20 protein-coding genes and 1 pseudogene are annotated in these 23,216 nt (G+C 65.3%); 7 read left to right on the forward strand and 14 right to left on the reverse strand.

What is annotated here, in order from left to right:
* Positions 1-73: 73 nt before the first annotated feature.
* Positions 74-1,627 carry an alkaline phosphatase gene (locus QE393_RS08100; RefSeq protein ID WP_273807354.1) on the reverse strand — a complete coding sequence of 518 codons (1,554 nt, stop codon included), beginning with the start codon at positions 1,625-1,627 and terminating at the stop codon, positions 74-76.
* A gap of 202 nt (positions 1,628-1,829) precedes the next feature.
* Between QE393_RS08100 and QE393_RS08105 the strand changes: the two genes are divergently transcribed.
* Positions 1,830-3,098 (forward strand): 3-phosphoshikimate 1-carboxyvinyltransferase, encoded by a 1,269-nt coding sequence (locus tag QE393_RS08105; RefSeq protein ID WP_310042916.1) that lies wholly within the window; start codon positions 1,830-1,832, stop codon positions 3,096-3,098.
* Positions 3,099-3,140: 42 nt separating this feature from the next.
* Positions 3,141-6,200, forward strand: coding sequence for a PAS domain S-box protein (locus QE393_RS08110; protein ID WP_310042918.1), 3,060 nt, complete (start codon positions 3,141-3,143; stop codon positions 6,198-6,200).
* Here QE393_RS08110 and QE393_RS08115 read toward each other — a convergent pair.
* Positions 6,160-7,077: a helix-turn-helix domain-containing protein gene (locus QE393_RS08115; RefSeq protein ID WP_310042920.1), complete on the reverse strand. Its 918-nt coding sequence runs from the start codon at positions 7,075-7,077 to the stop codon at positions 6,160-6,162. The two genes, QE393_RS08110 and QE393_RS08115, sit on opposite strands and share 41 nt — an antisense overlap.
* Positions 7,078-7,191: 114 nt before the next feature.
* Here QE393_RS08115 and pobA point away from each other — a divergent pair, with 114 nt between their 5' ends.
* Complete coding sequence (pobA, locus tag QE393_RS08120) at positions 7,192-8,376, forward strand: 4-hydroxybenzoate 3-monooxygenase (RefSeq protein WP_273807350.1); 1,185 nt, start codon at positions 7,192-7,194, stop codon at positions 8,374-8,376.
* A 77-nt stretch (positions 8,377-8,453) separates the two neighbouring features.
* A complete protein-coding gene (locus QE393_RS08125) occupies positions 8,454-9,230 on the forward strand; it encodes a TSUP family transporter (RefSeq protein ID WP_273807522.1) in 777 nt (258 codons plus the stop codon).
* Here QE393_RS08125 and nudC read toward each other — a convergent pair.
* The 5 genes from nudC to QE393_RS08150 form a co-directional block, all read right to left on the reverse strand.
* The gene (nudC, locus tag QE393_RS08130) at positions 9,198-10,025 is read right to left on the reverse strand and encodes an NAD(+) diphosphatase (RefSeq protein ID WP_273807349.1); all 828 of its coding nucleotides are present in this window, start codon (positions 10,023-10,025) and stop codon (positions 9,198-9,200) included. The two genes, QE393_RS08125 and nudC, sit on opposite strands and share 33 nt — an antisense overlap.
* Positions 10,022-11,701, reverse strand: a complete 1,680-nt coding sequence (locus QE393_RS08135) for a ferrous iron transporter B (protein WP_273807348.1) — start codon at positions 11,699-11,701, stop codon at positions 10,022-10,024. The genes nudC and QE393_RS08135 overlap by 4 nt, the downstream gene beginning before the upstream one ends.
* A 434-nt stretch (positions 11,702-12,135) precedes the next feature.
* Entirely contained in the window at positions 12,136-12,870 is a 735-nt protein-coding gene (gene dnaQ / locus QE393_RS08140) for a DNA polymerase III subunit epsilon (RefSeq protein ID WP_273807347.1), read from the reverse strand.
* 18 nt (positions 12,871-12,888) lie between these two features.
* Positions 12,889-13,353 (reverse strand): ribonuclease HI, encoded by a 465-nt coding sequence (gene rnhA / locus QE393_RS08145; RefSeq protein ID WP_310042922.1) that lies wholly within the window; start codon positions 13,351-13,353, stop codon positions 12,889-12,891.
* Positions 13,346-14,122 carry a methyltransferase domain-containing protein gene (locus QE393_RS08150; RefSeq protein WP_273807345.1) on the reverse strand — a complete coding sequence of 259 codons (777 nt, stop codon included), beginning with the start codon at positions 14,120-14,122 and terminating at the stop codon, positions 13,346-13,348. Before QE393_RS08150 ends, rnhA begins: the two co-directional genes overlap by 8 nt.
* 83 nt (positions 14,123-14,205) lie before the next feature.
* On the opposite strand from QE393_RS08150, the gene gloB reads away from it, so the two are divergent.
* The 3 genes from gloB to fabI all read left to right on the forward strand — a co-directional run bounded on the left by gloB (position 14,206) and on the right by fabI (position 17,760).
* A complete protein-coding gene (gene gloB / locus QE393_RS08155; protein WP_273807344.1) occupies positions 14,206-14,985 on the forward strand; it encodes a hydroxyacylglutathione hydrolase in 780 nt (259 codons plus the stop codon).
* A gap of 145 nt (positions 14,986-15,130) precedes the next feature.
* Positions 15,131-16,765, forward strand: coding sequence for a lytic transglycosylase domain-containing protein (locus tag QE393_RS08160; protein ID WP_273807343.1), 1,635 nt, complete (start codon positions 15,131-15,133; stop codon positions 16,763-16,765).
* Between the two features lie 194 nt (positions 16,766-16,959).
* The gene (gene fabI, locus QE393_RS08165) at positions 16,960-17,760 is read left to right on the forward strand and encodes an enoyl-ACP reductase FabI (protein WP_042134086.1); all 801 of its coding nucleotides are present in this window, start codon (positions 16,960-16,962) and stop codon (positions 17,758-17,760) included.
* A gap of 56 nt (positions 17,761-17,816) precedes the next feature.
* Here fabI and QE393_RS08170 read toward each other — a convergent pair whose 3' ends face one another.
* The 7 genes and pseudogenes from QE393_RS08170 to QE393_RS08195 form a co-directional block, all read right to left on the reverse strand.
* Entirely contained in the window at positions 17,817-18,680 is an 864-nt protein-coding gene (locus tag QE393_RS08170) for a formate/nitrite transporter family protein (protein ID WP_273807342.1), read from the reverse strand.
* The gene (locus QE393_RS08175) at positions 18,680-18,925 is read right to left on the reverse strand and encodes a hypothetical protein (protein ID WP_273807341.1); all 246 of its coding nucleotides are present in this window, start codon (positions 18,923-18,925) and stop codon (positions 18,680-18,682) included. Before QE393_RS08175 ends, QE393_RS08170 begins: the two co-directional genes overlap by 1 nt.
* Before the next feature lie 94 nt (positions 18,926-19,019).
* On the reverse strand, positions 19,020-19,403 hold the full coding sequence (locus QE393_RS08180; RefSeq protein ID WP_085982650.1) for a response regulator: 384 nt from the start codon (positions 19,401-19,403) through the stop codon (positions 19,020-19,022).
* A gap of 109 nt (positions 19,404-19,512) precedes the next feature.
* Entirely contained in the window at positions 19,513-19,725 is a 213-nt protein-coding gene (locus QE393_RS08185; RefSeq protein WP_037007037.1) for a hypothetical protein, read from the reverse strand.
* A gap of 264 nt (positions 19,726-19,989) precedes the next feature.
* Positions 19,990-20,853 (reverse strand): methyl-accepting chemotaxis protein, encoded by an 864-nt coding sequence (locus QE393_RS22500; protein WP_405046286.1) that lies wholly within the window; start codon positions 20,851-20,853, stop codon positions 19,990-19,992.
* A pseudogene (locus tag QE393_RS22505) lies at positions 20,845-21,615 on the reverse strand (MCP four helix bundle domain-containing protein); the annotation flags it as partial. The gene QE393_RS22500 and the pseudogene QE393_RS22505, both read right to left, overlap by 9 nt.
* A gap of 134 nt (positions 21,616-21,749) precedes the next feature.
* Entirely contained in the window at positions 21,750-23,054 is a 1,305-nt protein-coding gene (locus QE393_RS08195; protein ID WP_405046287.1) for an OprD family porin, read from the reverse strand.
* Positions 23,055-23,216 lie beyond the last annotated feature (162 nt).

The following is a 23,216-nucleotide window of genomic DNA, read 5'->3' on the forward strand; positions in this document are numbered from 1 at the left end:
ACTTCACCCTCCTTGTTGATTACTTTGCAGAGGGTTGACTCGGTAATGATCTTACTATAGGGGTGGTATTAATCTAGATGGATTGCAATTTCTGGGTGAATTGCGGTCGGCCGTCCTGATCTCTCAAGGTGACCTGTAGCTCGGCGGTCTTCCCGTCGATCTCGACCTCGCCGAAGAATTGGAAGTTACTCAAAGGCGAGGTGTTGGCCTGGGGCGGTGCCTTCTGGAACACCACTTCGGGACCGAAGGTGGCGTCCAGTGGATTGGGCCCGAAGCTGCCTGCATTGAGCGGGCCTGCCACGAATTCCCAGAAGGGTTCGAAATCCTGGAACGCTGCCCTGTCCGGGTGATAGTGATGCGCGGCGCAGTAGTGCACGTCAGCGGTGAGCCAGACGGTATTGTGGATCCCCTGCCTCGCGATGAATCTCAACAGGTCCGCCGTTTCCAGCTCTCGCCCCTTGGGGGCGCCCGGATCGCCATTGGCGATGGCCTCCCAGCGTGCCTGCCCCTGCGCATCCTTGCCATCCGGGACCTGTAGCCCGATGGGCATATCGGCCGCGATGACCTTCCAGGTCGCCGTGGACGTTTGTAGCGCCTTCTTCAGCCAGTCGAGTTGCTCCTGACCGAGGAAGGCGCCCTGACCGTCCTCCTCGACACCCAGGTTGCTGTCGTTGCCGGCTCGATAGCTGCGCATGTCCAGCACGAAGACGTCCAGCAGGGGCCCGTAGGCGATTCGGCGGTAGATGCGCCCTGCCCCGTCAGCCGAGACTCCGCGCATGGGCGCGTATTCCAGGAACGCCTGGCGAGCCCGACCACTCAGGACATTGATGTCCTTGACCTGGTAGCGCTCGTCCAGCGTCTTGCTCGGCGACCAGTTGTTGGTGGTCTCGTGGTCGTCCCATTGCCACACCTGTGGGACTTCGGCATTGAATCGCTTCAGATGGTCATCCATCAGGTTGTAGCGATAGTTGCCGCGGAATTCATCCAGGGTTTCCGCCACCTTGCTCTTGGCCTCGGTGGTGATATTGCGCCAGATGCGCCCTTCCTCCACGGTCATCTGCGCCGGCACCGGTCCGTCCGCATAGATGGTGTCGCCACTGTGCAGGAAGAAGTCCGGTCGCCGCTCGCGCATGGCGTTGTAGATGCGCATGCCGCCGATATCGGGATTGATGCCAAAGCCCTGCCCCACGGTGTCGCCGCCCCAGACGAAACGGATATCGCCGCGCTGGCTCGGCGCCGAGCGCAGGTGACCGGCAACCGCTTCGCTGAGCGCACCACTGTCCAGATCCTCGAAGCGGACGCGGTAGAAGATGTGCTGATCGGCGGGCAATCCGGCAAGGTCGATACGCGCCGTGTAGTCCTGCGCGGCCGTGGTGACGGCACCAGCTACCTTGCGTGGTGAGCGAAAGCTCTCCTGGGTATCCCACTCCACCAGCAACCGGGCCGGCCGGTCCGTGCGACTCCAGATCAGTGCGCGGCCGTCGGTGACATCCCCGGCCTGGATACCGTCGGGTACTCCTGGACGTCCAGCCGGCGCGGCCCAGGCTCTTCGACCGAGGGCCGGTAACAGGAGCGAAGCACCCAGGCCTTGCAGGACACGACGACGATCAGGACAAGGAAGGGACATGGCATAGGCCTCTGCTGGAAAACCGCTAGCACTACCCCGCCTTGATGACCTGTTGATGACAAGAGGAGTACCAGGTGGATCCCCCACGCCCTATAGGGGTGGTATTAACTAACAGCACTTTGGCCTGGCGTCCTGAAATGGCATCATGGCGCCCCTGTTACGAACCGCCGTCACGGCCGTCGCGAAGTTGCTTGGAGCCTCCATGTCCGCCAGACCCTTTATCACCGTCACCCCGCCCAACGTCGCGCTGCACGGAAGGATCGCCCCGCCCGGTTCCAAGTCCATCACCAATCGGGCGCTGCTCCTGGCCGCGCTGGCCAAGGGCACCAGTCGCCTGACCGGCGCCCTCAAGAGCGATGACACCCGGCACATGTCCGAGGCGCTGCGGCAGATGGGTGTCACCGTCGACGAGCCCGATGCCACCACCTTCGTGGTGACCAGCTCCGGTCGCCTGCGGCAGCCGGCCCAGCCGCTGTTCCTCGGCAACGCCGGTACGGCGGTACGCTTCCTGACCGCTGCGGTGGCGACCGTCGAGGGCGCCGTGACCCTAACCGGAGACGCCTATATGCAAAAGCGCCCAATCGGTCCCCTGCTGGAAACCCTGAGGGCCAATGGCATCCAGGTGGACGCTCCCAGCGGCTGCCCGCCGGTGACCGTCACCGGCCAGGGCCGCCTCACCGCTCGCCGCTTCGAGGTGGATGCCGGTCTCTCCAGCCAGTACGTCTCCGCCCTGCTGATACTGGCCGCACTGGGTAGCGAACCGGTGGACGTCGCCCTGCGCGGCAGCGACATCGGCGCCCGTGGTTATGTCGACCTGACCGTCGCGGCGATGCGCGCCTTCGGTGCCCAGGTCGAGCAGCTGGACGCCGCCACCTGGCGAGTCGCCCCGACCGGCTATGTCGCCCGGGACTACTTCATCGAGCCGGATGCCTCCGCCGCCACCTATCTCTGGGCGGCCCAGGCCCTGACCGGCGGCGCCATCGATCTGGGCGTGGCCGACGACGCCTTCACCCAGCCCGATGCCAAGGCCCTCGACCATATCGCCGCCTTTCCCCGGCTGGCGGCGGTCATCGACGGCTCGCAGATGCAGGATGCCATCCCTACCCTCGCCGTTCTGGCGGCCTTCAACGAGACACCGGTGCGCTTCGTCGGCCTGGCCAACCTGCGGGTCAAGGAATGCGACCGGGTCGCGGCGCTGCACGACGGCCTCAATGCCATTCGCGCCGGCCTTGCCAGCGTCGAGGGTGACGACCTGCTAGTAGCCGCGGACCCTGCTCTGGCCGGTACCCGGACCGACGCCGTGATCGAGACCCACGCCGACCACCGGATCGCCATGTGCTTCGCCCTGGCGGGCCTGAAAGTGACAGGCATCCGTATTCTGGACCCCGAATGCGTCGGCAAGACCTATCCTGAGTACTGGAATGCCCTGCGCAGTTTGAACGTCCAGCTGAGCGAGGGTATCGAAGCCTAGGAAACGCTAGCCACACGCCCGCTCGCTGAATGGAATCTCCGCATGTCGATCTCTCTGCTCGAACAGCAGGCGCTTTTGCAGTTGACGTCCCACGCCCTGGTCATCACCGACCACCACGGGTGCATCGAGCGCTGGAATCGGGGTGCCGAACTGCTGTGTGGCTGGCCGGCCAGCGAAGCCCGGGGCCAGCGCTTCGCCAATCTGCTGGCGGCCGATCGGGATGTCGCTTTCCTAACCACCGCCCAGCATCAGGCGCTGGTCGCCGAGCATGGCCAGGGCGCCGGCTGGATCACGGTCCAGGGCGGTACGCCGCGCTGGGTGGAGATCGCCACCACGGCGCTGAAGGACGCCGATGCCGTGCTCGGCTTCGTGCATGTGCTGCAGGACCGCACCGAACAGCTGATGGCCGAGGAGCGGGTACGCCTGGCCCAGGACGTCGGTCGCGTCGGCACCTTCGAATTGCTGCCCGGAGAGGCCCGACTGCTGGTGTCCTCGGGGTTCTGCGAGCTATGGGGATTACCGGTAAGGCGCAGCTATTCTCTGGACGAGCTGGTCCGCCAGCTGCATCCCGACGATGTCCGCAGCCTGCGAACCCTGACCGCCGCGCCGGACGACGACGCCCTCGACTACCTTGAATACCGCATCCGCCGGGCCGACACCGGCGAGGAGCGCTGGCTCGGTCGACGCGGCCAACTGATGACCAGCCAGGGCAGCGACCGCTACCTGGGCGTGTGCTACGACATCACCGAGCGCAAGCTCAACGAAGCCGCCATCACCGAGCGCGATCTCTGGCTGCAGGAGCTGTATCACGGCATGCGCGAGGGCTTCTACATGGCCCAGGCGATTCGCGATGCCGCTGGCCGGATGGAGGACTTCCGTTTCCTAGAGGTCAATCCGGTCTTCGCCACCCTCACCGGCATTCCCCTGGATCAGGTCCTGGGGCGGACGCTGCGCGAATCCCTGCCGCAGCTGGAAGCCGATCTGCTGCCCGCCTATGTCGACTTCATGAACGGCGATGCCGAATTCACCCAGTTCGATATCCTGCTGCACCTGCAGCACGAACACTGGTACGAGGTGCGCGCCCACAAGCTGCCGGGCGACCGTTTCGCGGTCCTCTTCATCGACATCAGTGGTCACCGCCGCCAGGCCCAGGAGCTGGCCCGCAACGAGGCGCAACTGCGCGCCATCATCAACTCCATCGACCAGATGGTCTGGGCCACCCGCCCCGATGGCCACCACTTCTATTTCAACAATCGCTGGTACGAATTCACCGGGGTGCCGGAAGGCTCCACGGAGGGAGAAGGCTGGGCCAACGTCTTCCATCCCGACGACCAGGAGCGCACCTGGAAGGTCTGGCACCATAGCCTCAGCACCGGCGAGCCCTACCATATCGAATACCGCCTGCGGCACCGCTCGGGCCGTTACCGCTGGGTGCTCGGTCGAGCCCAGCCGGTGCGCGACGCCAAGGGGCGTATCGAGCAGTGGTTCGGCACCTGCACCGACATCCAGAGCATCGTCGATGCGCGAGAGGTCTTAACCCGCTCGCGCCAGGAGCTGGAACAGCAGATCGAGCTGCGCACCCGCGAACGTGACCGGATGTGGCGTATCAGCCATGACCTCATGGTGATCTGCCGCGCCGATGGCGAGGTGAAGACGGTGAACAGCGCCGCCACCCGCCTGCTGGGACGACGCGAAACCGACCTGGCGACCGTCCAGCTCACCGAACTGATCCATCCGGACGATCAGCGCCAGGTCTTCGATACCCTGCGCTGCCTGGGCCGCCAGCAGGGCTCGGCCAATCTCCGGGCCCGCCTGCGCGGTCGTGATGGCAGCTATCGCATCCTCGACTGGACCGCCAGTGCCGAGGACGATCTGATCTACGCAGTAGGGCGTGACGTCACCGAGCAGCAGGAGCTGCAGGAACAGCTGCGCCAGGCGCAGAAGATGGAAGCCGTGGGCCAGCTGACCGGGGGTATCGCCCATGACTTCAACAACCTGCTGACCGGCATCATGGGCAGCCTCGACATGCTGCAGCGGCACCAGAAGGCCGGCCGGCAGGACAAGTTCGACCAGTATCTGCATTCGGCGCTGACCTCGGCCCAGCGCGCGGCCGCCCTTACCCAGCGCCTGCTGGCCTTTTCCCGGCGCCAGGCGCTGGATCTGCAGCCCATCCATGTCAATGACAGTGTGCGCTCCATGGAGGAGCTGCTGCTGCGCAGTCTGCGCGGCGACATCGCCCTGGTCCTCGACCTGGACGAGGATGTCTGGCAGGCACTGACCGATGCGCACCAGCTGGAAAGCGCCCTGCTCAACCTGGTCATCAATGCCCGCGATGCCCTGCCCCACGGTGGCACCATCCGCATCGAGACCCGCAATGTCTATCTGACCAACAGCGGCAACGGCCTGGACGCCGTGAGTGCCGGCGACTATGTGGCGCTGCTGGTGGCGGACGATGGTACCGGGATGCCGCCCGAGGTCATGGCCCGCGCCTTCGATCCCTTCTTCACCACCAAGCCCATCGGTCAGGGGACCGGCCTGGGGCTGTCGATGATCTACGGCTACGCCAAGCAGTCCAAGGGCCATGTCCGACTCGACTCCCTGCCCGGCAAGGGTACGACCGTCGGCCTCTATCTGCCCCGCTACCTAGGCGCCGATGTCGAGCCGCCCCGGCTGACGGCGCCCACCGTCACGCCCCAGGGCGCGGGCAAGACCGTGCTGGTGGTGGAGGACGAACCCGTGGTCCGGCAAATGGTGGTGGATCTGCTGCGGGAGCTGGGCTACGCCACCCTGCAGGCCGAAGACGCCCGTGGCGCCCTGCCATTGCTCGAAAGCGGACGGCCCATCGATCTGCTGCTGTCCGACGTCGGCCTACCGGGCATGAACGGTCGCCAGCTGGCCGAGATCGCGCGGCAGCGCCGGCCTGGCCTCAAGGTACTGTTCGCCACCGGCTATGCCGAGGGGGCGCATCTGGACGGCTATCTCGACCCCGGCATGACGCTGATCACCAAGCCCTTCAACCTCGACGCCCTGGCTGCGCGGGTCGGCGAAACCCTGGCAGCCGTCAGCCCTGCCGTTGCTGGCCCGCCAGACGCCGATAATTGAGCGGGCTCTGCCCGGTGCCGCGGCGAAAGAAACGCGCGAAGTAGGCCGGATCGGCGAAGCCCAGGGCATCGGCGATCTCGCCCACCGACGCCTGGGTGTAGCTCAGGGTGCGGCGCGCCTCCAGCAGCAGGCGCTGGTGCACGATGGCCAGCGCCGAGGCCCCGGCCAGCTGCCGACACAGACCGTTCAGGTGTACCCCTGAAATACCGAGCGCCGTCGCGTAGCGACCCAGACTCCAGTGCTCGCGATAATGCTGCTCGACCAGCGCCAGGAAACGACCCAGGTGCTGTTCGGCACGCCGCGGCAAGGCCACGCCCTGCTCATGGCGGTGTTGCCGCAACAGCCAGATCGCCAGGCTGTCGAGCAGGGCCTCGAGCACTGTCTCGCGACCCGGCTTGTGCCCCTCGTATTCAGCGACCAGTTGGCCGATCAACTGATCGATCCAGAGGGCATCCGGCCCGGCCAGGTGCAGGCACTCGGCACCAAGGAACAACCCCTGCCCGGCTCTCTGGCAGCGCTGCTTCAGCCGCTCCACCTGGGGTACCGGCAGGGTAATGACGAAGCCTTCGACCGCCGGATCGAATTCGAAGGCATGGACGCACAGCACCGGCAGCACCACCAGCAGCGGTCCGCGCCTTTCTCCCTGCCAGTCTTCCAAATGCAGACGTACCCCACCGGTCCGCACATAGAGCAGTTGCGCGAGATCCGCGTGGCGATGGGTATCTATATGCCAGGCATGCAGACGACTGCGACTCTCGATGGTCTCGCAATGCAGCAGATCCGGCGCCGGCCAGGCCTGGGCCTCGCCATACAGCTTGAAGATGGGTGGAAAGGCCTTGGTCATCGTCAGTCCCTGGGCGATAGCCGCACGAATCATCGAAAAGTACCAGAAAGTGTTGGAAAGGTCCCTGCCGATACCTGCGGAAATCGTCCAAAAATACCGGAGCCCTATAACAAGACGGCGCTCACGCCAGACAAGAGGACAGACTCCATGCGTACCCAAGTCGTCATTATCGGCGCGGGCCCTTCCGGGCTGCTGCTGGGTCAACTGCTCACCCGGTCGGGCATCGACAACGTCATTGTCGAGCGCCAGAGCGCCGATCACGTGCTCAGCCGCATCCGCGCCGGCGTGCTCGAACAGGGCACGGTCGATCTGCTGCGCCAGGCCGGCGTCGCCGAGCGGCTGGAACAGGAAGGCCAGGTACACGAGGGTGTCGAATTCGCCATCCATGGCCAGCGCGAGCGACTGGACCTGAACGATCTGCTGGGCGGACGCTGCGTTACCGTCTATGGCCAGACCGAGGTGACCCGCGACCTGATGGCGGCCCGCGAAGCCAGCGGCGCCCCTACCCTCTACCAGGCCAGCGACGTCCAGCCCCACGAACTCAAGGGCGAGCGCCCCCATGTCACCTGCCAGATCGCCGGGGAGATCCTGCGCATCGACTGCGACTACATCGCCGGCTGCGACGGCTTCCATGGCGTCTCGCGCCGCAGCATCCCTGATGGTGTGCTCACCGAATACGAGCGGGTCTATCCCTTCGGCTGGCTGGGACTGCTGAGCGATACCCCGCCCGCCGCCGACGAACTCATCTACGTCAACCACCCCCGCGGCTTCGCCCTGTGCAGCATGAGGTCCGCGACCCGCAGCCGCTATTACCTGCAGGTGGAAGCCGGGGACTCGGTGGAGAACTGGTCGGACGAGCGCTTCTGGGCAGAGCTCAAGGCACGGTTGCCGGCCGAGACAGCAGCCCAGCTGGTGACCGGCCCCTCCCTGGAAAAGAGCATCGCCCCGCTGCGCAGCTATGTGGTCGAGCCCATGCAGTACGGCCGCCTGTTCCTGGTCGGCGATGCCGCCCATATCGTGCCGCCCACTGGCGCCAAGGGGCTGAACCTTGCCCTGGGCGACGTGCGCAATCTGCACCTGCTGCTGGAGCAGGCCTATCGCACCGGCGATGCCGCCTGCCTCGAACGCTATTCGACGCTTTGCCTGAAACGCATCTGGGCGGCGGTGCGCTTTTCCTGGTGGATGACCACCGCCCTGCACCGCTTTCCGGATACCGACGCCTTCACTCAGCGGGTGCAGGACGCCGAACTCCAGGCGCTGCTCGATTCCAGAGCGGGCCGCACGACCATCGCGGAAAACTACGTCGGGCTGCCCTTCCCCGCGCTGGACTGACCGAGGGCGGCGACAGGTGGTGACGGCTGCGCGTCTGATGCATGATGGCGCCCCCGTTCCATCTGGCGCCCTACCCCATGCTCGAATTCGCCCTGGACCCCATGACCCTGACACTACTGGCGGGGGTCGCCTTTCTGGCCGGTTACATCGACGCCATCGCCGGCGGTGGTGGTCTGCTCACGGTGCCGGCCCTGCTGATGGCCGGTGTGCCGCCTCATCTGGCGATCGGCACCAACAAGCTCAGCTCCACCTTTGGCAGCGCCACCGCCGCCTACACCTTCTATCGACGCAAGCTGTTCCATCCCCGTCAGTGGCGGCATGCCCTGGTGGCGACCGCCATCGGTGCGGGGATCGGCGCCCTGGTCGCCCACCATCTCTCCGCGGACTTCCTCAACCAGCTGCTGCCGGTCGTGGTGTTCAGCTGCGCCCTCTATCTGCTGTTCGGCGGTACGCCCAAGGCGCCGGTGCTCAGCGACGCGCCCGTGCCGCAGCGGCGCCAATGGCCCCAGGGCCTGGCGCTGGGTGCCTACGACGGCCTGTTCGGACCGGGCACGGGCGCCTTCTGGACCGTCAGCAGCCTGCTGCTCTATCCCCTGGACCTGCTCAAGGCCAGTGGCGTGGCCCGCACCATGAATTTCGTCAGCAATGGCGTCGCCCTGGTGATGTTCATCGCCCTGGGGCAGGTGCTCTGGGTCCTGGGGCTGACCATGGGCCTGTCGCTGACCCTGGGTGCCTATCTGGGCGCGCGCAGCGCCATCGCCGGCGGCGCCAAGTTCATCCGCCCGGTGTTCATCTGCGTCGTGCTGGCGCTGACCGTCAAGCTAATCTGGCAGCACTGGTTCAGCGCCGCCTAGCCGCTCGACGCGATAGCGATCGATCAGAAAGCGCGAGATGGAAAAGGCCGGCGGCAGCGTCGGCAATTCGCGCAGATGGAACCAGCGGGCGTCTTCGATTTCGTCCGGCTGGCAACGGATGTCGCCACTCAGATAGTCGACGTGGTAACCCAGCATCAGGGAATGCGGATAAGGCCAGTTCTGGCTGCCCTGGTAGCGCAGGTTGGTCACCGAGACGCCAACCTCTTCCATGATCTCCCGGTGCACGCAGCCCTCGGCCGACTCGCCCGGCTCGACGAAGCCGGCCAGGGTGCTGAAGACCCCGGGGGCAAAACGGGGCGATCGCGCGAGCAACACCTCATCGCCGCGCGTGACCAGGGCGATCATGCTCGGCGACAGCCGTGGATACTGGGTGAGCTGGCAATTCGGGCACTTGAGGCCGCGCTGGCCGTCGAGCGCGAAGGTACGGGTACCGCACTGCCCGCAGAAGCGATGCTGCCGCGCCCAGGTCCCGATCTGGTTGGCGTAGCCCAGCAACTTGAACAGCGCATGGGGCGATTGCAGCATCAGCGGCCGCAAGGGCTGCCAGACGCAGCCGTCGATATCCCCGGGCGCATCCAGTTCGAGCAGCATGACCGGCTGTGCCTGCCACAGCCCCAACCCATGGCGCTCCCCCGCGAAGCCCTGGACACGCGGATCATCCACGGCGAAGAGCACGTCGGTGCCCGAGGTCAGAAACGCCTGGCCGCTGTGGATGACCAGCCAGCCACCGGAGGGCTGGGCGGTCTGGAACCAGCCAGGCTGCCAGGCACTCATGCCGCAGCCGAGGTCCAGCCCAGGGCGCGAATGCTTTGCGCCGCGATATCGAGAATCTCCGGCGTACCGTCCTGGCTCTCGGTGCCACCGCTTTCGACAAAGAACTCGATGCTGCTGAGGGCATCCGCCAGCACTTCCAGGGTCGCCGACTCGCAGGCCTGGCCGCCTTCGATCAGGCAGCGCTGGATATAACCGGTACAGGCCCGCACCAGCTCGGCCGCACGGGGGTTACCCAGAAAGAACAGCGCACCGCGGACGGTATCCAGCAGCGCCGGCACGGTGGCCAGGTGCAGGGTATCGCCACGGGAATCGAGGAAGGCGCCAATGGCGCGCTTGGCGTCGGTCAGGCCCTTGTAGGCCTCCCGATGCAGCAGCGCCTGGGCCTCGCCCAGCTGATAGTTGGCGACGCTGACCTGGACACCCTCAGCTTCCAGCGGCACGTCGATCAGCGAGCCCTGCCCCTCGGGCTGGCCCAGCAGGCTTTCAACCAGCAACAGGGCATCGGCCAGGGGGGCGAGATCCTCCAGCACGACCGTCCGGTCGCGGAACTGGGAGATGTTGGGCAGGCACTGCTGCAGTACCTGACCGGCGTTCTCCTGCCCGACCATCTCCAGGGTCTTGCCCAGCAGGCCGACCTGGACATACAGCCGGGAGAAATTATCGGAGCGAGGCAGACGATTCTGCTCGGCGCCAGCGCGCAGCTCGGCCTCGATGAGGTCGATCAGGTCCTTGACCGTCTCCACCTCTTCGCGAATCGCCGCGGACAGCGAATGCATCACCGCATGACCGGGACCGGCGAGCCGCTTCTTGCCGGCTTCGAGCTGGGCATCGGTAAAGCCGAGTCGCTCGAAACCGTAGGCGTTCATGACCTCTTGCGGATGGGCGCCTTCGACACCGGCCAGCGCCAACAGGTAGAGCAGCTCCTTGAGGGTGCTGCGGGCCGGCTCGTGCAGCTCGTTACCCAGCATCTGGCGCAACTCGCGATCGACCCGGGCGAACAACTGCTTGCGTTCACGGGTGGGCGTCAGGCGGCCCTGGGCGAAGCCCTCGACCGTGGCCGCGGCGACCCAGGGCAGGTAGCCGCCGACATGATCATGCAGCAGCGCCGCGGAGCGCTCCAGCGCCCTGGCCATGAGTCTGAGGCTGGCCACGCCATTGATGTCGCGCAGGAAGCCCAGCAGGCCGGCCTGGTACATCTGGCGCATCCGGCGAGCCTGGGCCTGACGCTCACGCACGCCAAGACTGGTGGTCTCGCTGATCAGGGGACGCTGATCGAGGCGGACACTGAAGAAATAGCTTTCCGGGAGTTCGGGTTCGCCGCCAGCGAGCCGCAGGGCATTGATCGCCGGCAGCAGCAGCTCGGGCATCTCGTCCTGACCGCTACGCAGCTGTTCGAGATAGCGGCGCAGCACATGCAGTCCACGACAGATCGCCATGAGGTGCTCGTCGTGCTCGGCACCGGCGCCGGCAGGAATGTCGTTGGCGATCTGCAACGTCTGATGGGCGAGCAACTGGGCGCCGGTCAGCTCTATCAGCGTCAGGGCGCCACGAATCTGGCCGATGCTCTCGACCGCGCGCTGCAACAGGCTGCTGCAGTGCCGCTCGACGATGAATCGCTCGAGATGGGATTCAGCTTCCTCGATGGTCGCGAACAGCTGTTCGCGGACCAAGCTCAAAGCTCTTGCTCCGGTCACCATGGTGCCTTACGCCTCCTGCGCCATTACAACCTCGCCAACGCCATTTTAAAACGGGAAAAAAGGCTTGCTATTCCAACTGGAGCCTAGGTACCTGCGTCTTCCTGACCGGGTCACACTAATCATTCCCGGCGGACGGGTACGAGACTACTCGCCACGCCAAAGAACCTTGCTCTGGAACGCTAGACCTGTAAATCCACAACAGCGAAGCGATAATTCCGAATCGTCATATGATTTTGAGGAACAAATAAAGTTCCGCGCAATTCGAAATTCGAGGCTTCATGCGGGCTCAAATGACCAGCCTGCAGCATCTTAGTTGAACAATAGCTGAAAATTGTGAGGTCTTTCAGCTTATTCAGACGAACGCGAACGCCCGCTCATGGACCGCGCGGGCGCCTGGCGAGCGTTGAAAGGCGCTATTCGGCGTCGGCGCCGGCCAGCCAAAGGGGGGTCCGGCCGCAGCTCTTTTCGATGGCCGCCATGCGCGCCGCATGGGCATCGAGATCGGTGCTGGTCGCGCTGATCACTCGGGTCCGCGGGCGATCGGCCGGCAACCGCCTGATCGGCATGACGTAATTGCCGTCACCATTGCCTTCCTGGCCGTGGGCAGCCAGCGACAGGCTGGTCTGGCCACCGGTCATGGCCAGGTAGACGTCCGCGAGGATCTCGGCGTCCAGCAGGGCGCCATGCAGCTCGCGGTTGGAATTGTCTACGCCGTAGCGCTTGCAGAGGGCATCCAGGCTGTTGCGCTGGCCGGGATGCCGGCCGCGAGCCATGACCAGGGTGTCGAGCACCGAGCAGTGCTGGGAGATGTCGGCGCGCTCGGGATGGACACCCAGCCGGGCGAACTCCATGTTGATGAAGCCCACGTCGAAAGGCGCGTTGTGGATGACCAGCTCAGCGCCTTCGATGAACTCGAAGAAGCTGTCGGCGATCTCGGCGAAGCGCGGCTTGTCGGCGACGTATTCATCGGTGATGCCGTGGACCGCGATGGCGCCCTCGTCGATCTGCCGATCCGGGTTGAGGTAGACATGGAAATGCCGCCCGGTCAGGCGCCGGCCGATGACCTCGACCCCGCCGATCTCGATGACCCGATGGCCATCGGTCACCGGCATGCCGGTGGTTTCGGTATCCAGAACTACGTATCTCATCGCTAACCTCTTGGCTGGTTACGCCCTGGCGGCCTGCTTGGCCTGCCGGACGTCGTCGACACCGCGGTTGGCCAACTGGTCGGCTCGCTCGTTCTCGGGGTGGCCGGTGTGGCCGCGCACCCAGCGCCACTCGACCTGGTGGCGCTGGACCTGCTCATCCAGCGCCTGCCACAACTCGGCATTCTTCACCGGCTGGCGCGCGGCGGTCTGCCAGCCACGCTTCTTCCAGTTCACCAGCCACTGGGTGATGCCCTTCATCACGTACTCGGAGTCGGTGGTCAGGCGGATCTGGCAGGGGCGCTTGAGCGCCGCCAGGGCCTGGATGGCCGCCATCAACTCCATGCGATTGTTAGTGGTGTTGGCTTCGCCGCCCCAGAGCTCGCGCTCCGCACCCTTGAACTTCAGCAAGGCGCCCCAGCCACCGGGGCCGGGATTGCCCTTGCAGGCGCCGTCGGTAAAGACCTCGACGATGTCGTCACTCATTGGATTCACTCGATTCGCGGCGGCTGATCTTGGCCACCGGCATGGGCACCAGCTTGCCGCGCGGTTCCTTGCGCGCCTGGGGCACGGGGCGCAGGCCGAACATCAGCTTGCGCGCCGACAGCAGATAGAAGCCCGCGCCCGCTGCCTGCTCGCAGTTGGGTTCGGCTTCACCCTGCTCCATCCAGGCCAGCCGCTGCTGCCACTTGGGGGATGAAAGCGGCGGACGATAACACCCGAAGCGCCGTTTCTCCAGCGCGAAGCCCAGCACCGACAGCCAGTCGCCGACCCGGCCGGGGCCGAAACAACGGGCCTTGCGCAGGGCATCCCGGGCTAGGTAATGGCGCACGCCCCAGAGACTCCAGGGATTGATGCCCACCACCACCAGGTGCCCACCCGGGCGCACGCTCAGTGCCGCTTCACGCAACAGCCGATGCGGCGCCAGGGAGAAGTCCAGACCGTGCTGCAACAGGACCACGTCGGCCGCGTGCTCCCCCAGGGGCCAGGCACCCTCTTCGCAGACGATGTCCACATCACCCAGCGGCGGCCCTATACGCACCGCATGGCGGAGCTGACCACAATTGGCCGGTGCCTCGGGGTGCGGACCGTAATGGATCAGATAACTGCCGAAGTGGCGCTTGAGCTCCTCGTCGATCAGCACGCGCTCCTGCTCCAGCAGCAGTTGGCCCAGTGGGCCGGCCAGCCAGTCCCGCGCCGAGCTCATCAGCTTCAGCCAGCGCGGATCCACCTGGGCGGAGAATTCATCGTGCATCGTCTGGTCCTCTCATATTGAAGCCTTAGCCCTACCACCCACTGCTACCCTAGGGGCCTGCAGTCCGACCAGAGAGCTCATCCATGTTCGACATTCTTCCGCTGCCCGCTTTCAACGATAACTACATCTGGCTGATCAAGGACGCCGCGACAAGACAGGCGGTCGTGGTCGATCCGGGCGATGCCGCCCCCGTCCTGGCCTGGCTCGATGCCAATCCGGCCTGGCGCCTGACCGATATCCTGATCACCCACCACCATAACGACCACACCGGTGGCATCACTGCGCTCAAGCAACGCAGCGGCGCCCGGGTCAGTGCGCCGGCTGACGAACGCATCGCCGCGGTCGACCTCCCCCTGGCGGACGGCCAGCGCCTGGAGGTGCTGGGCGTTCCCTTCGAGGTCCTGCGAGTGCCCGGCCATACCGCTGGCCACATCGCCTTCCATGCCGCGGGTGAGCGACCCCTGCTGTTCAGCGGCGATACCCTCTTCTCGGCCGGCTGCGGCCGACTCTTCGAGGGTACGCCCAGCCAGATGCTGACCTCCCTGCAGCGCCTGGCCCGCCTGCCGGACGCCACCGAAATCTACTGCGGCCACGAGTACACCCTCAGCAACCTGCGTTTCGCCCAGGCGGTGGAACCGGAAAACCCCGCGGTGCAGCAGGCCCTGGCCGAGACTCAGCAGCTGCGGGAAGCCCAGCGCCCCACCCTGCCCTCCACCCTGGGCCGCGAACGTCGCATCAATCCCTTCCTGCGTACCGCCGAAAACAGCGTGCGTCTGCGTCTGCAGGAGGAACGCGGGGTCGCGGCAGATGCGCCGGAGGATACCTATTTCGCGGCCTTGAGAGGCTGGAAGGACACGTTCTGACACCTATTGCCCAGACCCCGCCAGCACGCTGTAAGCCAGGGTTCGCGGTCGTCGTACAGGTCACAGGCTAAGGGGTTGTTCCTTGACCCCCCGGGATGCGGTTCCTAGAATCGCCCATCCTCCAGCTCCCGGAAAGCCCAGACCGATGCCGCCAGCGACGCCGAAAACCCGCGAACCAGACGTGCTGGCCACCTCCTTCAAAGTCTCGGCGCTCTGCCTCGCCGTCTTCCTCGCCGGCTGTCAGAGCAACCAGCAGCCAGACAATCGTGCCTATCAGGCCGATCTGCACATGACGCAAAGCAAGATGCAGCGTCCGCCGGAATGGCTGCGCAAGGCACCGACCGCGGCGGCTACCAGCGGCGACATCTGGGACCGGGTACGGGACGGCTATCAGCTCCAGGGCGCCGGCGACAACGGCACCAATCCGCGCATCGATCGTCAGCGTCTCTGGTACGCCAGCCACGAAGCCGCCCTCGCGCAGTCCTGCAGTCGCGGCGCGCCCTATCTGCACTACATCGTCGAGCGCCTGGAAGAGCGCAACATGCCGCTGGAACTGGCCCTGCTGCCGGTCGTGGAAAGCTCCTTCAACCCCAACGCCCTCTCGCGCAGCGCCGCCTCCGGTCTGTGGCAGTTCATCCCCACCACCGGCAAGTATTTCAATCTGCGCCAGACCCGCTTCTATGACGGTCGCCGCGACATCACCGCCTCGACCAACGCCGCCCTGGACTACCTGAGCAAGCTGCATGACATGTTCGGTGGCGACTGGCTGCTGGCCCTGGCTGCCTACAATGCCGGCGAAGGCACGGTCAGCCGCGCCATCGAGCGCAACCAGTCGCTCGGCCTGCCCACCGACTACTGGAATCTGTCGTCGCTACCGCCGGAAACCCAGGACTACGTCCCCAAGCTGCTCGCCGTCTCCCAGATCGTGCGCAATCCGGACGCCTACGGCCTGGCCCTGGAGTCCATCCCGGACGAGCCCTATTTCGAAGTCGTGGACATCAAGCAGCACCTGGACCTGGCCCGGGTGGCCGAACTGGCGGACCTGGACGCCGACGAGCTCTATCGCCTGAATCCCGCCTACACGCAGCGTGTGACCATGGACGGCCCTAAGCATCTGCTGGTACCGGCGGAAAAGGCCAAGCGCCTGGTCGCGACCCTGCCCAACATTGCCTCCGATGCCGTGGTGCAGTGGCAGGAATACCAGGTGCGCCGCGGCGATACCATGCGCAGCGTGGCCAAGCGCAATCGCGTGAGCGTCGAGCAACTCGCCACGCTCAACAAGCTCAGCAGCAGCAGCCGCCTGGCCGCGGGCCGGGAATTGATGATCCCGCGTCGCGAGACCGGCAAGACCACGACACCCCTCGAGACCATCGCCGTGGCCGAAGAACCCGTGGTGCGGACCTACAGGGTGCGGACCGGCGACAGCCTCTGGTCCATCGCCCGGGCCAACGAGGTGGAACTGGGCGACCTCAAGCGCTGGAACGATCTCGGCAAGCGCGGCCTCAAGGTCGGCGAGACGCTGAAGCTGCACGGCACGGGCAGCAGCGCCGCCACGGCCGTGGCGCTGCCGGCCTCCTATACCGTCAAGACCACCAAGTCGGCGGTGAAGACGGCCAAGACGGCCAAGGCCGCCCCCACCTACTATCGGGTCAAGGCTGGCGATTCCCTCTATCAGATCGCCAAGCGCTACAACATCGGCGTGCAGGCGCTGCAGGACTGGAATCCGCGCATCGCTTCCGCCCTGACCCCTGGTCAGACCCTGACGCTGTTCCTCAACTGAAGCGCGACCGCGCACCGCAGCGGTCAACCAGCGCTTTTGTCCCGGGTATCGACCTGCTACCTTACCGCCCCACCCGTGCCTGACCCCTAGCGGAGCCAGGCCAAGATCTCGCTCTGACCTGCGCAGAGCCCTGCCCAACCCGGACCTCAGCCCCTGGCTGCTGCCCGGGATTCAACACAGAAGAGGAAAAAACCATGGGATTTCTCGCCGGTAAGCGCGTTCTCATCGTCGGCGTCGCCAGCAAGCTGTCCATCGCCTCCGGCATCGCCGCGGCCATGCACCGCGAAGGCGCCGAGCTGGCCTTCACCTACCAGAACGAGAAGCTCAAGGGTCGCGTCGAAGAATTCGCCGCCGGCTGGGGTTCCAATCCCGAGCTGTGCTTCCCCTGCGACGTCGCCGATGACGCCCAGATCGAAGCCGTGTTCGCCGCGCTGGCGAAGAAGTGGGATGGCCTGGACTGCATCGTCCACTCGGTCGGCTTCGCCCCTGGCGACCAGCTGGACGGCGACTTCACCGCCGTGACCACCCGCGACGGCTTCAAGATCGCCCACGACATCAGTGCCTACAGCTTCGTTGCCCTGGCCAAGGCCGGTCGCGAGATGATGCGCGGCCGCAATGGCAGCCTGCTGACCCTGTCCTACCTGGGCGCCGAGCGTACCATGCCGAACTACAACGTCATGGGCATGGCCAAGGCCAGCCTCGAAGCCGGCGTCCGTTACCTGGCCGGCAGCCTCGGCCCGGAAGGCACCCGCGTCAACGCCGTGTCCGCCGGCCCCATTCGCACCCTCGCCGCCTCGGGCATCAAGAGCTTCCGCAAGATGCTGGCCGCCAACGAGCGCCAGACGCCGCTGCGCCGCAATGTGACCATCGACGAAGTCGGCAACGCCGGTGCCTTCCTCTGCTCCGACCTGGCGTCGGGCATCAGCGGCGAGATCCTCTATGTCGACGGTGGTTTCAACACCACCGCCATGGGTCAGCTCAACGACGACGAGTGATCGAAGCAACTGCCTGATCACCGCGAAGGGCCGGCAATTTGCCGGCCCTTCCGCTTTCAGGTGTCACTGCGTACCTGAGCATGACTGATCAGCGCGAAGATCAGACTGCCCCCGACGATGTTGCCCGCCAGGGTCGGCCCGGCGAAGGTCAGCAGAAAGTCGCCCCAGCTCGCCTCGCCGGCGAAGACCAGATAGGCCACCTCCACACTGCCCACCACGATGTGCGTGAAGTCGCCCAAGGCCATGAGGTAGGTGATGAGCACGATGATCCAGATCCTGGCGTTTTCCGCCGCGGGCAGCATCCAGACCATGGTAGCGATCATCCAGCCCGACACTATGCCCTTGGCGAACATCGCCGAGGCGTCGTTCTCCATGACGTGGGTGCCGATCTCGAGAAATTTGGCATCCGTCTTGGCGTCGAACAGTGGCAGGTGCAAGACCACATAGGCGACCAGGATGGTGCCGATCAGGTTACCGACCAGCACGATGCTCCACAGCCGGGCCAGGCGGCCGAGGTTGTGCAAGGTAGGTTCGCTCATCACCGGCAATACGGCCGTCAGGGTGTTCTCGGTGAACAGCTGCTGCCGCGCCAGGATCACGGCCAGGAAGCCGGCCGAATAGCCGAAGCTGGCAATGACCTTGCTGAAGCCACCCTCTGGCAAGTTGGCATTGAGCAGGCCCATGGCCATGAGCGACAGGCCCATGGTCAGACCTGCCGCCAGAGCCGACCAGAACAGTGCGGCGACGGTGCGCTCCAACTCGTGATCACCCTGGGTGCGGATGATCTCGTGCAGTACCACGGCACGCGGCAGCTGGCTTTCGCCGACGTCCTCCTCTTCTTCGCGACTCAGCTCCGGATCTTCCGGAGTGGACTCCTGGCTCTGTCGAGGTTCTTCGCGCTGCTCCTGGTCGCTCTTCATCAGATGGCTCGCTCGTCCCAGAGGAGTTCATCGTCATCGCCGATTTCCGTCACGCGATTGAGCGCGGCATCCGCCGCCTCTTCCGCCTCGGAAGCCAGATCGAAATGGCGCTCGGTAGCAACCTTGTGAAAGGTCGGATGGGCATCCTCGCGACGCGCCTTGACGGCGATGACCGCTTCGAATCCCTGCTCGGCCGGAACGGCGGACGAGATCGCTTCGTGATGATCGAAATGCTTGATAGCCATGGATGCCGATATCTCCAACCTGAAGCGACCGGACTGGTCGCACCTGATCAATAGACTGTCATGGCGGAAAAACGATCTGTGCAGAGGATGCGGATCAGGCGCCGAGCAGCTTCTGAACCTGCAGGTGGAGACGCTCGAGGGAGAACGGCTTGGTCAGCAAGGGGACCTTGCCGAGCAGCGGCGAACCGGTATCGATGATCTCGGCGGGATAGCCACTGATGAAGAGGACTTTGAGGTCGGGGCGCAACTTGAGAGCCGGTTCGGCGATCATCACGCCCGAGACGTCGTCGGGAAGGCGGAAGTCGGTGATCAGCAGATCGAGACGTGGTCGGCCGGCCAGGATGCGAAAAGCTTCGAGTGACGAGGGTGCCTGCAAGACCGTGTAACCCAGTTCGGAAAGATAATCCGCCAGAATCATCAAAATCTGCGGCTCATCCTCGACGACCAGGACAACCTTGCTCTGTTCCGCACTCACCATCTGACCCCTGTACCCACACGCTCGGCTCCCTTGGACACACGGGGCCTGCAAAGTTCCATGCTAGACGCAGATTTAGGGGGCGCCGGACGTGCCGGCGACCCCCTGGACATTACTGCTGTTGCTTCTGGCCTTGTTCGTTGAGCGTGGTCTTGCCGGCACCGGTCGCGGCGCCTGCACCTTCACCGGTCTTCTGACCAGCCGGGGTGCCCATACCAGCGCTATTGGCCTTCGGCGGATTGCCTGCGCCTTCGGTGGCGAAAGCAGCGCCACTGGCAGCGATCAGACCAGCAAACATCAAGGCAGAGATTTTCTTCGCGTTCATGGTAGGACTCCGGGTTGATTGGACACTGTTTAGGCAGGCCAAGCGCCGATTCGTTCTCTACCCGATGCCAGACGCGATGTAACGGAATACTAAAGATTGTCTGGCGGGCATTCCAGCGGCGAGCAGGCGTGCCAGCGCAGCGCAGTCGCACGGGCGGATGCCCCGGAGCCGTTGTTAGTCTTTCTATTGCCGCAACGAACCTGAAGCCGGACGCAAGGACGCCTTCCCGCCTCCGCGGGGCGAGAAGGCGTCGCCGTCCTCGTTCTAGACGGCGAATTCGCGAACCACGCGATTCAATCCGTTGGCCAGCCTGGAAACTTCGGCGCTGGCGCTGGCGGTCTGGGTGGCGCCGGTCGCGCTCTGGGTGGCCAGGTCACGGATGCTGGTGATGTTGCGATCGATCTCTCGCGCCACCTGCGCCTGCTCTTCGGCGGCGGTGGCGATGACCGCATTGCGGTCGTTGATCTGGGAGATGGATTCGGCGATCTGCTCCAGGGACACATTGGCCAGTTGGGCGACCGAGGTGGATTCACCGGCCAGTTGCTGACTCTCGGCCATGGCCCTGACGGCCTGGGATGAATCATTCTGGATGGCGCCGATCATCTGCTCGATCTCGCGAGTCGACTGCTGGGTGCGATGGGCCAATGCCCGTACCTCATCGGCGACCACGGCGAAGCCGCGGCCCTGCTCACCCGCCCGCGCTGCCTCGATGGCGGCATTCAGCGCCAGCAGGTTGGTCTGCTCGGCGATGGCGCGAATGACCTCGACCACGGCGTTGATGTCCTGGGCGCGGGACGACAGGGCCTGGATCTGCTCACTGGTACTGGCCACGTTCTGCGCCAGCGCCTCGATCGACTGGACCGTGCGGGTGACCTTGTCCAGCCCTTCGCTGGTCAGGTGCTGGGTATGCAGCGAGGTGCTGGCCGCATCGGCGGCGTTGCGCGCGACCTCCTCCACCGCCGAACTCATCTCGGTGACGGCACTGGCAGCCTGGTTGACCTCGTCGTTCTGCCGCACATAACCGCGGCTGGCTTCGTCGATCACCGCGGTCATCTCTTCCGCGGCGGAGGCCAGCTGAGTCGAGCTGTCGGCGATATGGGAAACGGTGTCGCGCAGATTGCCCTGCATCTGGACCAGGGCCTGCAGCATGCCCGCCGCCTCGTCGCGACCGACCACGGTGATCCGCTCGGTGAGATCCTTGCGGGCGATCCGCTGGGCGATGCGCAGGGCTTCGCCCACCGGCAGGGTGATGCTGCGGATCAGCAGAGCCGCAAGCACGACGGTGGCCGCTATAGTCAGGCCGATCAGCCCATAGACCCAGAACAGGCCGTTGGCATAGGTGACGCCCGCCGCCTGCCCCGCCGCTAGGGCACCGCGCTCGTTGAAGGCGCTCAGTTCGGCAATGGTCTTTTCCAGCGCGTTGGTGAGCGGACGGATCGAGGTGTTGATCAGGACGATGGCGCCTTCGTTGTCGCCCGCGCGCAGCTTGGGCTCGAAGACATCCAGCAGGGTCCGGTAGCTTTCGGCGCCCTTGACCACGGCGCCGTACAACTGGCGATCTTCAGCATTGGCCAAGGTCTTTTCGTAGTCCTTGACCGCGGTGAAGAAAGCATCGCGATAGCCGGGAAAGGCCGCGACGGTCTGGGCGCGCAGCTGCGGGTCCGGTGTGGTGGTAGCCCTGAGACTTTCCAGGCGCAGCCGCAGCAATCCGCCACTCATCTTCGCCGCCAGCTGGTTGCCCGGCAGCCAGTTGGTCTCCACTTCCTGCTCCGCCTCGAAAAGCTTGCCCATCTGCACCACGGCGACGCCGCCGAGGGCGAAGACGATCAACACGATCACGGAAAAGAACAGCACGGCGCGGGGCGCGACGTTGAGGCTGCGAAGGCTCATGAATGGCTATCCCTAATAAAATGACTATTAGGGATATCGGCGTAGCGGAGCCCCCTTAAGCTGGGGACGACGGACGGCCACGAACCGACTGCCAGCGGTCGTGGCGTCGCCCCTCGCGGTAACGATTGCCGGCGCTAGAGCAGGCGCAGCGGATAGTCGACGATCACCCGCAGCTGATCGACCGAGCCGCCGGTGGACAGCGAGCCACGGTGCCAGGCCTGGCGCACCCGGATGGACAGACCCTTGGCCGAGCCGGATTGCACGACATAGCGCCCTTCCAGATTCAGCTCCCGCTCCCGGTCGTCGGCGCCGTACAGCCCGCGATAGGCGCTGGTGACGGGCAGGTTGCTGCCATCGATGTCACTGCCCTTGATGTAGCGGGTCATGAGGCTGAGACCGGGCACGCCCAGGGTCTTGAAGTTGAGGTCGTAGCGCGCTTGCCAGGAGCGCTCGCCGGGTGCGTTGAAGTCGGAGAACATCGAGGCATTGCCAAGGAACAGCCCGCCGCCGGTGCGCCCGTTGTCGCCCATGCCGATGTAGTCGAAGGGCGTATCCCCATCGATCCGCTGCCAGCCCAGGGTAAAGGTCTGAGGACCGAGGCTGTAGGCCGCCGCGAAACTGTAGGCTGTGTTGTCGATGGGACCGGCGTTGGCGGCACCGGTATCGAGGGTCCGGTACAGGTTGGCATCGAAGGTCAGCGACTGGCTCGCCGACAATGGCTGCACCAGGTTGAAGTTGCCGTAGTACTGATTCCAGATGTCGTCGAGCTGGGCCGCGTAGAGCGACAGGCTGACACCCTTGGCCAGGGCGTACTTGCCCCCGGCGAAGTCGACGTGATCCGCGCGGCGCCGGGCATAACCGGCCCAGAGGTCACCGTCCCGGTTGGTGCTGACCTGATCGGTACCCGAGGTGAAATGTCCGGCTTCCAGCGTCAGGCCGGAGAGGTCCGTGCTGAGGATGCTCCAGCCGGTGGCACTCTGGGGCAGCAGGCGGCTGGTGCTGATGGCGAAGACCGGTGCCGTGGGCAGTTGCTGACCGTAGCGCACCACCGTCTGTCCCAGACGCAGCTTGGCCGCCGCGCCGGCGCGGGAATACTCGTCCGCCGGTTGGTTGCCGGCGTGGACGGGTAGATTGCCGGTTCCTCGGCGCCCGGGACCGCCATCGAGCTTCAGGCCCAGGTAGCCGAACGCGTCGACGCCCAACCCGACCGTGCCCTGGGTGAAGCCGGACTGGTAGTCGAGCAGAAAGCCCTGTGTCCAATCCTTCTGGTCGGCCCGGCGGTTGCGGCGATCACTGCCGAAATAATAGTTGCGCAGGGTCAGGGTGAGCTTGCTGTCGTCCACGAAGCCGTCGGCCTTGGCCTTCTCGCCCGTCAGCAGCCCCATACAGCCGCCCAATACGCCCAGCGCCAGCGGCGCGGCCAGGTGCCTGCCGTGCAACCAGCGACTGGCTCGGGGTAATCCTTTCTGATAGCGCAGGCGTTCCATGAAGTCCTCTGCGGAATGTGGGTGATCTAGTTGTTGGAAAGACGCGCGCACGAAGGCAGTGGCATCCCACCACGGCTTTGGCGACGTCTGTTGGCAGGCCCGCACCCCGTGCGG

Origin of the sequence: Pseudomonas sp. SORGH_AS_0211 (assembly GCF_031453455.1) — a bacterium.
Classification (GTDB): domain Bacteria; phylum Pseudomonadota; class Gammaproteobacteria; order Pseudomonadales; family Pseudomonadaceae; genus Chryseomonas; species Chryseomonas aestiva.